This window comes from Enterococcus sp. AZ067, assembly GCF_051715005.1.
In the GTDB taxonomy this organism is placed as follows: domain Bacteria; phylum Bacillota; class Bacilli; order Lactobacillales; family Enterococcaceae; genus Enterococcus_D; species Enterococcus_D casseliflavus.
In genome coordinates this window covers 1-12303 of sequence record NZ_JBIOSY010000001.1, presented here as the reverse complement: position 1 = coordinate 12303, position 12303 = coordinate 1, and the positions used below count along the sequence as shown (strand labels likewise).

At 43.5% G+C, this 12303-nt stretch carries 11 protein-coding genes; all 11 read right to left on the bottom strand.

Annotation, left to right across the window (positions count from 1 at the left end):
* Positions 1–62: 62 nt before the first annotated feature.
* The 11 genes from rplI to dnaA all read right to left on the bottom strand — a co-directional run bounded on the left by rplI (position 63) and on the right by dnaA (position 12303).
* Entirely contained in the window at positions 63–515 is a 453-nt protein-coding gene (rplI, locus tag IGI82_RS00055) for a 50S ribosomal protein L9 (protein WP_005226371.1), read from the bottom strand.
* Between the two features lie 15 nt (positions 516–530).
* A complete protein-coding gene (locus IGI82_RS00050; protein ID WP_005232918.1) occupies positions 531–1979 on the bottom strand; it encodes a DHH family phosphoesterase in 1449 nt (482 codons plus the stop codon).
* A 240-nt stretch (positions 1980–2219) separates the two neighbouring features.
* Positions 2220–2456 carry a 30S ribosomal protein S18 gene (gene rpsR / locus IGI82_RS00045; RefSeq protein WP_005226367.1) on the bottom strand — a complete coding sequence of 79 codons (237 nt, stop codon included), beginning with the start codon at positions 2454–2456 and terminating at the stop codon, positions 2220–2222.
* Positions 2457–2479: 23 nt separating this feature from the next.
* Positions 2480–3004, bottom strand: coding sequence for a single-stranded DNA-binding protein (gene ssb, locus IGI82_RS00040; RefSeq protein WP_005226365.1), 525 nt, complete (start codon positions 3002–3004; stop codon positions 2480–2482).
* A 43-nt stretch (positions 3005–3047) separates the two neighbouring features.
* Positions 3048–3347, bottom strand: a complete 300-nt coding sequence (rpsF, locus tag IGI82_RS00035) for a 30S ribosomal protein S6 (protein ID WP_005226363.1) — start codon at positions 3345–3347, stop codon at positions 3048–3050.
* Between the two features lie 263 nt (positions 3348–3610).
* Positions 3611–6136 (bottom strand): DNA gyrase subunit A, encoded by a 2526-nt coding sequence (gene gyrA, locus IGI82_RS00030; protein WP_016608933.1) that lies wholly within the window; start codon positions 6134–6136, stop codon positions 3611–3613.
* Positions 6137–6159: 23 nt separating this feature from the next.
* Positions 6160–8109 carry a DNA topoisomerase (ATP-hydrolyzing) subunit B gene (gyrB, locus tag IGI82_RS00025; RefSeq protein ID WP_005226359.1) on the bottom strand — a complete coding sequence of 650 codons (1950 nt, stop codon included), beginning with the start codon at positions 8107–8109 and terminating at the stop codon, positions 6160–6162.
* Between the two features lie 5 nt (positions 8110–8114).
* Positions 8115–9227: a DNA replication/repair protein RecF gene (gene recF, locus IGI82_RS00020; protein ID WP_271771732.1), complete on the bottom strand. Its 1113-nt coding sequence runs from the start codon at positions 9225–9227 to the stop codon at positions 8115–8117.
* Positions 9214–9453 carry a S4 domain-containing protein YaaA gene (gene yaaA, locus IGI82_RS00015; RefSeq protein WP_008376781.1) on the bottom strand — a complete coding sequence of 80 codons (240 nt, stop codon included), beginning with the start codon at positions 9451–9453 and terminating at the stop codon, positions 9214–9216. The genes recF and yaaA overlap by 14 nt, the downstream gene beginning before the upstream one ends.
* Positions 9454–9675: 222 nt before the next feature.
* The gene (gene dnaN, locus IGI82_RS00010; RefSeq protein ID WP_005226354.1) at positions 9676–10806 is read right to left on the bottom strand and encodes a DNA polymerase III subunit beta; all 1131 of its coding nucleotides are present in this window, start codon (positions 10804–10806) and stop codon (positions 9676–9678) included.
* Between the two features lie 159 nt (positions 10807–10965).
* On the bottom strand, positions 10966–12303 hold the full coding sequence (dnaA, locus tag IGI82_RS00005; protein WP_015508676.1) for a chromosomal replication initiator protein DnaA: 1338 nt from the start codon (positions 12301–12303) through the stop codon (positions 10966–10968).

Genomic DNA, 12303 nt, shown 5'->3' with positions numbered 1-12303 from the left:
AGTACAAGATTGCTTGGACGTTTGCCGAAAAAAACCCAACATATGACTGTTGGGAGTAATGCTTATTCTTGAATGGTATGAACATTGATCGTTGCTGTTACTTGTGGGTGCAATTTTACAGGTACTTGCGTGAAGCCTAATGCACGAATCGGCTGATCCAATTCGATTTTGCGTTTGTCGATCTTGATTTTGTATTGCTTGTTCAAGGCATCGGCAATTTGTTTTGATGGGATCGAACCAAACAAGCGGCCATCTTCCCCTGCTTTAGCATTGATCTTCACAACGGTTTCTTCTTTTTCAAGAAGTGCTTTTAACTCTTTCGCTTCTGCTAAGACTTCGGCATCTTGTTTTTCTTTGGCTTTTTGTTTGCCTTTTAATTCTGCCATGCTTTCATTGTTGGCAGGTTTAGCTAAGTTGTTTTTGATCAGGAAGTTTTGTGCGTAGCCATTAGGGACTTCCTTGATATCGCCTTTTTTGCCTTTACCTTTGACATCTTGTAAGAAAATAACTTTCATCTTGGTCACTCCTTGTTATTGTTCATTTTTCGTTAATTCTGCTCGCAGCTGGTTTTCTACATCACCAATGCTGCTGTTTTTTATTTGCGTGGCTGCGTTGGTAAAATGTCCGCCGCCGCCTAATGCCTCCATCAAGGTTTGTACATTGACTTTTCCGGTACTTCTAGCACTGATACCGATCAAATCTCCTGGCTGTTTCGTAATGACAAACGCCGCATGGATCCCATTGATCGATAGCAGAGTATCGGCCGCTTTTGCAACGGTGACACTATCGTACACCCGATCTTCATCCGCTGCAGCAATCACGATATCTTCTCGGAAATGCTGGCTGCGAGAAACCAGTTCACTGATCATCAAATAGGAATCTAAATCCGTACTCAGCATGTATTGAACCAATGAGGTATCTGCGCCTTGATTCTTCAAATAGCCAGCAATATCAAAGGTCCGACCAGTGGTTCGCACCGTGAAGTTCTTCGTATCCACGTAGATGCCCGCTAATAAAGAAGTCGTAATAAATTTAGGGACTTGCGATCTGCGAGAAGCGCGATACTGGATTAATTCTGCTACCAGTTCCGATGCCGAAGACGCGGAAGATTCAATATACGTCAATAGTGGCTTATCGGGAAACTCATCCCCGCGACGATGGTGATCGATCACTGCGATTTTGTCAAATTCATCATAGACCGCTTGCGAGATCGACATCGACGGCTTATGGTAATCTACCATCACTAGCACACTTTCTTCATTTGATAAATTAACTGCTTCTTCCCCAGTGATCACAAATCGTTCCAGCTCGGGGTATTTTTTCAATTCTTCCAATGCCCGCTGAATGTCGGCGGTGATCTCTTTTGGATTTAAAATAATGTAGCATTCTTTGTCGCTCATCATCGCCATGTAAGCCACCCCAAAAGCCGAACCTAAGGCATCCATGTCCGGGTAACGATGACCCATGATAAAGATCCGCTGGTTTTCAGCAAAAATCTTTCTCAACGCCGTACTCATGGCACGAGAACGAACACGCGTTCTCTTTGGTGTGCCGTCTGTATTGCCGCCAAAGAATTGCGGTTTCGCTTCTTCTTTAGCTTCTTTTAAAACAACTTGATCGCCGCCACGAACTAACGCAATGTCGAGATTGTTTTGTGCCACTTCACCAATCTCTTCAAAAGACTCTTCCCCATAGGAGATTCCCATACTGATCGTTAATGCCAGATCATTTTTTTCCGCAACTTGCCGTACTCTAGTCAAAAATTGGAATTTTTCTTCCTTCATCCGCTCAATATCTGAATACTTCGCGACGAAAAGAAACCGCTCGGAATTGATTCGTTTGTAAAAAACATGATTCTCACTTGCCCAATCAGAAATCAGTGTCGTGATCAGCGAGTTCAAATAAGAAACTTGTTTGTCGTCTTTTTTCTCAATCAAATCATCGTAATTATCAATTGAAATCAACCCAATTGCTGCCATCTTTTTTACCCCTCAATGTATCATCCCATTTTTTTGAAGCTTTGTTCCTTATTTTACCACAAAACAATCAAATAGGCGATTGATGCAAAAAAGTTCCACGTGAAACTTTTTTGGTGAAACAACCAGGAAAAATTTTCTATCATTCGTTATTCTATCTATATATAAAATAACAAGTTACTCTTCGATGGATAAAAAAATTGACAAGCTTCAAAAGAAACTTGTCAATGAAAATCATTTGATTTATTCTTCGCCTACGAATGGAAGTAATCCCATGATACGCGCACGTTTGATTGCAATGGTAAGTTTGCGTTGGTTTTTCGCACCAGTACCAGTTACACGACGTGGTAAGATTTTACCGCGTTCTGAAATGAAACGTTTTAGTAATTCAATATCTTTATAATCGATATGTTCAATATGGTTTGCAGCAATGTAGTCTACTTTACGACGTTTGCGTCCGCCTCTTCTTTGTTGTGCCATCCTATTTCCCTCCTATCAATTTCTTAGAATGGTAAATCATCGTCTGAAATGTCGATTGATGAGTTTCCGAATGGATCGGAGTTGTCTCGATCAAAATTAGGCATTCCTGATGGTTGAGAGGATTGAGTTTGATTTGAGTTATTGTTACCAAATCCAGAAGAACTGTTTGAGTTATACGTATTGTTACTGCCAGATCCGCTATCAGTTGTGCGTCTTTGCTCGGAAGCATTCCGCGACTCTAATAATTGGAAGTTGTCAGCAACGACTTCTGTTACATAAACACGTTGGCCTTGTTGGTTGTCGTATGAACGGGTTTGAATACGTCCAGTAACCCCTAATAAAGTTCCTTTGCGTGCATAGTTTGCTAATGTTTCCGCTGGTTTTCTCCAAATAACACAGTTGATGAAATCAGCTTCGCGCTCTCCACTTTGGTTGGTAAAATTGCGGTTTACCGCCAAGGTAAAGGTTGCGACACCAGTGCCATTAGAAGTGTAACGTAAATCAGGATCTTTGGTTAGTCTTCCTACTAGTACAACATTATTAATCAAAGTTCATCATCTCCTCATCGCTTTTGTTTCATGTGAAACAATATTATGCTTCTTCTTTGACAATCATGTGACGGATAATGTCATCATTGATTTTTGCAAGACGGTCAAACTCGTTGATTGCACTTGCAGTTGTTGAAGAAGAAACTTTAACGATGTGATAGATACCCTCACGGAATCCATCCATTTCATACGCTAGACGGCGTTTTTGCCAATCTTTTGATTCGATAACTTCAGCGCCGTTATCAGTTAAGATTGAGTCAAAACGAGCGATCAATGCGGCTTTTGCTTCTTCATCAATGTTTGGACGAATGATATATAAAATCTCATATTTCGTGTTTTCCATTGATTTTTCACCTCCCTGTGGACTTTGGCCCCTAGTTTTCTAGGAGCAGAGAGAGTGGTCTAATTAGACTACTCACAAATAATTATTATACACTTTTTTCGTCCTTACTGCAAGCTATTTTTTTGCGTCCCTGCATCTACCCATCACCGCAAACAATCGCTTACACTGATAAATACGTCAGCTGCTGTCGATTTTTTGAAAAAGAATAGGAAGACAGCAAGCTGCAGGTTCGCAGGTTGCTGTCTTCCTAGAAAACGTATTGCTTATTCTTGTGTATCCGTGGTGTCTTCCGTTGTTTCTTCCACATCTGGTACATCTTGTACCGCTGTTTCTTCAGCAGTCGCTAGTTCTTCTTCGACTTCTGGTTCAACCGTTGCCATCGTCACTACTTTGGCATTGTTTTCCATCTTCATCAAACGAACCCCTAAGGTTGCCCGACCAGTTTGGGAAACAGTCGCTACATTGAAACGAATCAAGACGCCTTTATCGGTGATCACCATGATGTCTTCCTCACCGCTGACCGTCGTCAAGCCGGCTAATGGACCGTTTTTCGCCGTAATGTTGGCTGTTTTGATCCCTTTTCCGCCACGACCTTTGATTGGGTATTCAGAGCCTTTGGTACGCTTGCCATAGCCGTTCTCAGTGATGACCAAGACTTCACTGTCTTCTGTGATCACTGCAGCACCTACCACGTAGTCTCCGTCTCTTAGACGAATGCCTCGCACACCAGCAGCTGTTCGGCCCATATCCCGCACAAGCGCTTCTTTGAAGGTCACAGAGTAGCCATCGTGGGTTCCGATGATCACGACATCTTCGCCGTGGGTTTCAATTACATTGACCAACTCATCATTTTCCCGAAGACCAATCGCAATCAGACCATTGGCACGGATATTTGAAAAGGCCGTCACTGAGGTCCGTTTGACCACACCTAGACGCGTCGTGAAGAACAAGTAGCGTCCTTCTTGAGGCCCACCAGAAGCCGAAATGATCGCTTCGATCCGTTCGCTAGAATCGATCCCTAGGAGATTGATCACAGGGATCCCTTTGGCTGCTCGACCATACTCAGGAATTTCATAACCTTTGGCTTTGTAAACTTTCCCTTTATTAGTGAAGAACAGTAATGTGTCATGAGTCGAACAAGAAACCAACGTCTTCACGAAATCTTCATCGTGGATCCCCATTCCTTGAACGCCACGTCCGCCGCGGCGTTGTGCACGGAATTCAGACTTAGCTACTCGTTTGATGTACCCATTGTTCGTCAAGGTAATGACGATTTCTTCTTCTTCGATCAAATCTTCATCTTCAAGACTTAAGACTTCCCCAACCAATAATTCAGTCCGGCGATCATCGCCAAAGCGTTGGCCTAATTCTTGCAACTCCGTTTGGATGATCTCTAGGACCCGTTGTGGATTTGCTAAAATGTCTGTCAAATCAGCGATAAATTCTAACAAGCCTTGGTACTCGTTTTCGATCTTATCGCGTTCCAAACCGGTCAAGCGACGCAAACGCATATCTAAAATCGCTTGCGCTTGGCGATCGGACAATTTGAAGCGCTCCATCATGCTATTTTTTGCTTCATCATCAGAATTTGATGCCCGGATCAAAGCAATGATCTCATCGATATGATCCAATGCGATCCGTAACCCTTCCAAGATGTGGGCACGGGCTTCTGCTTTGTTTTTATCAAACTGTGTCCGACGAGTCACCACTTCTTGTTGGTGCTCGATGTAGTTTTCTAAAATTCGTTTCAAGCTCAAAATCTTCGGCACGCCTTTTTCAATGGCTAACATATTAAAGCCAAAAGAAGATTGCAGTGCAGTCATTTTGTAGAGATTGTTTAAGATCACCGACGCACTGACGTCGCGACGAACGTCGATCACGATCCGCATGCCTTCACGAGACGATTCATCGCGCAGATCGGTGATTCCTTCGATCCGTTTGTCACGGTGCAACTCAGAGATCCGTTCGATCAATTTGGCTTTATTGACCATATATGGCAATTCAGTCACTAAGATCCGTTCTTTGCCGTTGGGCATTTCAGTCACTTCGACTTTCCCGCGAACAGTGATCGAACCTTTCCCTGTTTCATAAGCACGGCGAATACCAGATTTTCCCATCACGATCCCGCCAGTTGGGAAGTCTGGTCCTGGTAGGACTTCCATCAATTCACTTGTCGTGACTTCTGGATTTTCCATCAATAGATCGATGGCTGCAATGACTTCATTCAAGTTATGAGGCGGGATATTGGTCGCCATCCCAACAGCGATCCCAGTCGTACCGTTGACCAAAAGGTTCGGGAAGCGGGCAGGTAATACCGCTGGTTCTCGTTCTGTATCATCATAGTTGCTTTGGAAATCAACGGTATCTTTGTTGATGTCCCGCAGCATCTCCATCGCCAGTTTGCTCATGCGGGCTTCGGTATACCGCATCGCAGCGGCACCGTCACCATCGACTGAACCAAAGTTTCCGTGGCCATCGACTAGCATGTAGCGATAGCTAAAGGGCTGTGCCATCCGCACCATTGATTCATAGATCGCACTGTCACCATGGGGATGGTATTTCCCCATGACATCGCCGACGATCCGGGCTGATTTTTTATGGGGCTTGTCTGGTGTGACCCCTAATTCATTCATTCCATATAAAATTCGGCGGTGAACCGGCTTTAAGCCATCCCGCACATCTGGTAAAGCCCTAGCAACAATTACACTCATTGCATAATCGATAAAGGACTCGCGCATTTCACTGGTCAGATTGACGTCATGAATATTTTGTTTTGCTTCTTCACTCAAGCTGTTTCCTCCTCTACGATTGGCTAGATGTCAAGATTTTTCACGTAGTGCGCGTTTTCTTCGATAAAGGCCCGTCTTGGTTCGACGCGATCCCCCATCAGCATTTCAAAAATTTGATCGGCTTCTATGGCATCATCTACGCTGACCCGCAGCATCATCCGGTTTTCAGGGTCCATCGTGGTTTCCCATAACTGGTGGTCATCCATTTCACCTAGACCTTTGTAGCGTTGAACCGTTGGTTTTGGTGTCGCAGGCAGTGATTCAATCGTATTTTTCAAATCTTGTTCGGCATTCTTGCCGGGTTGGATATAGTGGATATTTTTCCCTTGTTTGACACCGTACAATGGCGGTTGTGCGATATAGACATAACCAGCTTCAACGATTGGACGCATATAACGATAGAACAGCGTCAAAAGTAGGGTCCGGATATGGGCACCATCGACATCGGCATCGGTCATGATAACTAGCTTGTGGTAACGGGCTTTTGCTACATCAAAATCAGCACCAAACCCGGTACCCATTGCCGTAAACAATGAACGGATCTCTTCGTTTGCTAAGATTTTGTCCATGCTGGCTTTTTCGACATTTAAAATTTTCCCACGGATCGGTAAGATCGCTTGGAATTCGCGACTGCGGCCTTGTTTTGCTGAACCGCCGGCAGAATCTCCTTCGACGATAAACAATTCGCATTTTTCTGGATCATTACTGGAACAGTCGGCTAATTTCCCAGGTAAGTTACTGATTTCTAACGCACCTTTTCGGCGAGTCATTTCCCGCGCACGTTTGGCTGCTTGACGGGCTTTTGATGCCAAAAGTCCTTTTTCCACGACTTGACGACCCACATTCGGGTTTTCCATCAAGAATTTCGTGAAATGTTCCGAAAAGAGACGATCGGTGACTGTCCGCACTTCCGAATTTCCTAATTTGGTTTTCGTTTGTCCCTCAAACTGAGGATCTGGATGCTTGATAGAGATAACTGCCGTCAATCCTTCCCGAACATCTTCTCCGGTTAGGTTTTCGTCGTTTTCTTTCATCAATTTTGACTTGCGGGCGTAATCGTTGATCACCCGGGTCAAGGCAGTCTTAAACCCGAATTCATGGGTTCCGCCTTCATAGGTATGGATGTTGTTGGCAAAACTCAACAGGTTGCTGTGGTAGCTATCGGTATATTGCATGGAAACTTCAACCGTGATTCCTTGTTGTTCTCCTTCTAAGTAGATCGGATCTGGGAAAATCACTGTCTTACTTGCATTCAAATGCTCTACATAGCTCTTGATCCCGCCGTCGTAATGATATTCTTTCAAGACGGGTTTTTCTTCCCGTTTGTCTTCGATCGAGATTTTTAAGCCACGGTTCAAGAAGGCTAATTCCCGAACCCGCGTCGCTAATTTGTCAAAATTGAATACGGTTGTTTCCGTAAAGATCTCTGGATCTGGAACAAAGTGGACGGTCGTTCCGTGGCGGTCGGTTTCATCGATCACTTTCAAGTCATCAACGACTGCCCCACGATGGTATTCTTGATAATACACTTTGCCTTCTTTATAGACTTTTACGTCTAAAGTCGTGGATAACGCATTAACGACGGAGGAACCTACCCCGTGCAGTCCACCAGATACTTTGTAGCCGCCACCGCCGAATTTCCCGCCGGCATGCAGGATCGTAAAGACGGTTTCTACCGCTGGACGGCCTGTTTTGGCTTGGATATCAACGGGGATCCCCCGACCGTCATCGACGACCGTAATACTATTATCTGGTTCAATGATCACTTGAATACTTGAGGCAAAGCCTGCTAGTGCTTCATCGATCGAGTTATCGACGATTTCCCATACTAAGTGGTGCAAACCTTCTGAACTGGTAGAACCAATGTACATCCCAGGTCGTTTGCGGACGGCTTCTAGTCCTTCCAACACTTGGATCTGACTGGCATCATAGGCTTTTGCACGTTCAACTAAGCTTTTTTCTTCTTCTGTCATTCAGTCTATTCTCCTTTAATATGTCCTTGCTGTACATAAAAAATCTCTGCTTCCACAGACATTTTGTCTTTCACATGTTCTAATGTCGTCGTTGTCAGAAAGGTCTGAACTTTTCCTTCAATGGTCTCCAATAAATGCAGTTGTCGGGAATCATCCAGCTCACTCATGACGTCATCTAATAAAAGGACGGGATATTCCCCCGTTTCTTCTTTCATCAAATCGATTTCTGCCAATTTAACACTCAAGGCGGTCGTTCGCTGCTGTCCTTGCGAACCAAAGGTCTGAACATTTTTCTCATTGATCAAAAAATCCAGATCGTCTCGATGCGGACCTGCCAACGTGACTTGCCGAAATCGTTCACGGTCTTTGACTTGTGCCAAGGCTTTGACAAATTGCTGTTGGATCTCCTCCAGCGTACTCGCCTCACCAGGCACATTCGATAAGTAGTCGATCTGCAAGGTTTCTTTTCCTTGGCTGATCTTTTGGTGCAGCTGATTTGCCCAATACGCCAAGCGCTGAACAAATCGTTGTCTGGCTAAAATGATTTTACTGCCGAAAGCCACCAGCTGTTCCGTTAAAACATCTAAATAGATCTCATCGGTCTGTTTTTTTTCATTCAGCTGTTTTAAGTATTGATTGCGCTGTTTCAAAACGGATTGGTATTGAACGAGATCATAAAGATAGATTGGATCGATCTGCCCAATTTCCATATCGAGAAATTTACGGCGGACTTGGGGACTTCCTTTTACAAGGGAGAGGTCTTCTGGAGCAAATAAAATGACATTCAACTGCCCTATGTAACTACTGAGCTTTTTTTGCTCAATGTGGTTTACTTTCGTTTTTCGTCCTTTTTTTGACAAAAACAGTTCTAACGGGATCGTTGAGCGTCCCCGACTGACACTGCCAGAGATCCGCGCACCTTCCGTGTCCCAACGGATAAGTTCTTGCTCGCTGGAGGTGCGGTGACTTTTGGTCATCGCCAATACATAGATACTTTCTAAAATATTGGTTTTTCCTTGCGCATTTTCGCCTAAAAAAATGACCAGACCTTTCTCAAAAGTCAGTGTCAGCGAATCATAGTTCCGATAATTGCTTAAATGCAACTCATTCAGCCGCATCGGCGTCTTCCTTCTTCACCATAAAAAAAGTACCTTCATCAGGTAGCTCAACACGCATTCCCGCATACAATTTGCGCCCTCGTCGATTTTCTGGCTCGCCGTCGACAAAAACGGTGTGCTCTGCAAGGTACCATTTCGCTTGGCCGCCGCTACTGATCACACTGACTTCTTTGAGCATTTGTCCAAGTGTCATATATTCCGTTTCTAACGGTATTTGCATTTTCATAATTCCCCTCAATTCTATCAAAGAGCGTTTAGCTCTATTATACTCTTTTTTTGCCAAGAAAACAAATTCATCGGCATATTTTTCATTCTCAGAAGACTTACTGCTTTTAGACAAAAAAGAAGCCAAAATAGAAAAAAGGGCTTAAAAACGATTTTAAGCCCTTTTAACTCATTTATTCATTTTCAGATGATTGTTTCAACTTTTTTCAAAAGACATGAAAAACTAGTTGGTCCGCACCGGTGTAATCAGCTGGATAAAGCTGCCTTTGCTCTCTGTCGGCTCCAATGTAAAGGGCCGGATCGCTGAGATAAAGCGGATCACGATGCTGGTGTCACCAAAGGCTCGGAGTGCTGCTTTCATATAGTCAGGATTGAAAGAGATCTCTAATGGGTCGCCGGTCACTTTTTCAAAAGAAAGATCTTCTTCCACTTTCCCGATTTCTGGTGAGTTTCCATATAAGACAACGGCTTCTTCGGAGATCGCCAAACGAACGATGTTGTTACGGCCTTCATGAGAAAGCAATGACGCCCGTTCGATGGCTTGTAACAATTCTGGGACAGAAAATTCAATCTCAGTATTGAAGCTTGAAGGAATCAGACGGTTGGTATCTGGGTAAGTTCCTTCCAATAAACGAGAATAGAATTTCATGGTTTTCGTTTGGAACAACACTTGGTTATCCATAATGCTGATTTGGATCGCTTCTTCTTCATCTGTTAAGGAACGAGAAAGTTCCGTTAAGCTTTTGCCAGGAATCACGATGTTGAAGGCTGTTTCTCCGCTTTCCAATGGAATCACCCGTTGGCTCAAACGGTGTGAGTCCGTCGCAACAGCTAATAATTTTTGATTTTCTAAGACAAAGTGGACCCCAGTCAAGATCGGACGGCTTTCGTGTTGCGAAACTGCAAAGACTGTTTCACTAACGACCTTATTCAATACGTGCGCTGGAATCTCGATCGAATCTTGACTTTCGACAACTGGTAAATGTGGATAACTATCGGCATCCAATCCGTTGACGGTAAAGTTGGCTTTTCCAGAAGTGATCGCTACTTGATTATTGTCTAAAACTTCTAACGTTAAGGTACTTTCAGGTAAACGACGAACAATTTCGCTGAAGAAACGTGCTTGTAAAACGATCGCTCCTGTTTTTTCGATTTGCATTTGCGCTTTTTCGTTTTCCACACTTAAAAAAGTTTCAATGGAAATATCGGCGTTGCTCCCAGTCATGGTCAATCCTTTTTCGGAAAGGGATAATTTTACTCCAGTTAAGATCGGGATGGTGGTTTTGGTTGAAATCGCCCGTTGGACAGTTTGTAATTCTTGCATGAACTCTGTTCGGTTTAAAGTTAGCTTCATAGCGATACTCCTTTAATTTATAGTTATTAAATAAAAGTAATAGTAGTAATAGGCTTGTTAGTAATGTGGATAACTCGAGAAAAGAGTGATTAGACTAACGAAAATGCCTGTGAATAACTTGTGGACAACTTTTTTGGTTCTTCTTTTCTTATCCACAGATCAGCTGAAGAGGATTTGTTTGATTTCAGCGATCTCATTTTTGATCGTGGGATCTGTTTCGACTAAATGCTGAATTTTTTCATGGGCATGAATGACCGTTGTATGGTCTTTGCCGCCAAATTCGCCGCCGATTTTTGGTAAAGAACTATCGGTCAGTTCTCGAGAGAGATACATCGCGATCTGCCGTGGGACCACGATGCCTTTGACCCGTTTTTTCCCTTTTAGATCATTGACATGAATGTGATAGTATTTTGCGACTTCTTCTTGGATTTGCAAAATCGAAACTTGGGTCGAGCCATGGCTTGATTTCAAGGCTTTGATGGCTTCAGCTGCTAAGCTCGTTGTAATGTCTGAGTTTTGCATCGTAGCAAAAGCTTGCACCCGCACGAGTGCTCCTTCAAGTTCTCGGATATTCGAATCGATCTGCCCAGCGATATAACTTAAGGTATCGTCGGGGATCTCCAAGCGTTCGGCTTCGGCTTTTTTCCGCAAAATCGCAGTCCGCGTCTCTAGATCCGGCGGGGTGATATCAACGGATAAGCCCCAAGCAAAACGGGAAACCAAACGTTCCGGCAAAGTCGGGATCTCATTTGGCAAACGATCACTTGTCAGGACGATCTGTTTATTATTGCGATACAGTTCTTCGAAGGTATTAAAGAATTCTTCTTGGGTTCCTTCTTTATTGACTAAGAATTGAATATCATCCACCAGCAAAAGATCAACATTGCGGTATTCGTTTCGAAAATCTTCCATTTTGTTCTTTTGAATAGAAGTAATGAAATCATTGGTGAAATTTTCACTACTAACGTACTTGATTTTGGCATTGGGACGTTTCAGCAACATTTGATGACCAATCGCGTGCATCAAGTGGGTTTTCCCTAAACCAACGCCACCATAGAAGAACAGCGGATTATAAATAGACCCAGGATCTTCTGCAACAACTAAAGCAGCAGCGTGGGCCATCTGATTGCCTTTCCCGATGACAAAGGTATCAAATGTGTATTTTTCATTTAAGATCGATTTCGGCGGCCGCTCGTTTTCTTCTGCAGCTGTTTGAATAGTAGAAGGGGCTGTTTTTAAAGCTTCTGCTTCTTCGACAGTCACAAAACTAGGAATCAATTCTTCACCAGTTTTCATAAATCCCATTTCAACAATTTTGGCAGCTAGATTTTTTTCCCAATAAGATTTATGAAGATCGCTGGGTACTTCGATCAGCAGCTGATTTTTTTCAAACGACAAGACATTGGCAGTCTCGATCCAAGCACTATAACTGGCCGGATTCAGCTCTTCTTTAAAGGAACGTTGAAGATCTTGCCAAATAGAATCAGCAGATGGCAT

What these genes read in the sequence shown, in the direction of transcription:
- rplI (WP_005226371.1), bottom strand. Translation starts at nt 515, where the DNA reads ATGAAAGTTATTTTCTTACAAGATGTCAAAGGTAAAGGCAAAAAAGGC.
- IGI82_RS00050 (WP_005232918.1), bottom strand. Translation starts at nt 1,979, where the DNA reads ATGGCAGCAATTGGGTTGATTTCAATTGATAATTACGATGATTTGATT.
- rpsR (WP_005226367.1), bottom strand. Translation starts at nt 2,456, where the DNA reads ATGGCACAACAAAGAAGAGGCGGACGCAAACGTCGTAAAGTAGACTAC.
- rpsF (WP_005226363.1), bottom strand. Translation starts at nt 3,347, where the DNA reads ATGGAAAACACGAAATATGAGATTTTATATATCATTCGTCCAAACATT.
- gyrB (WP_005226359.1), bottom strand. Translation starts at nt 8,109, where the DNA reads ATGACAGAAGAAGAAAAAAGCTTAGTTGAACGTGCAAAAGCCTATGAT.
- recF (WP_271771732.1), bottom strand. Translation starts at nt 9,227, where the DNA reads ATGCGGCTGAATGAGTTGCATTTAAGCAATTATCGGAACTATGATTCG.
- yaaA (WP_008376781.1), bottom strand. Translation starts at nt 9,453, where the DNA reads ATGAAAATGCAAATACCGTTAGAAACGGAATATATGACACTTGGACAA.
- dnaN (WP_005226354.1), bottom strand. Translation starts at nt 10,806, where the DNA reads ATGAAGCTAACTTTAAACCGAACAGAGTTCATGCAAGAATTACAAACT.
- dnaA (WP_015508676.1), bottom strand. Translation starts at nt 12,303, where the DNA reads ATGCCATCTGCTGATTCTATTTGGCAAGATCTTCAACGTTCCTTTAAA.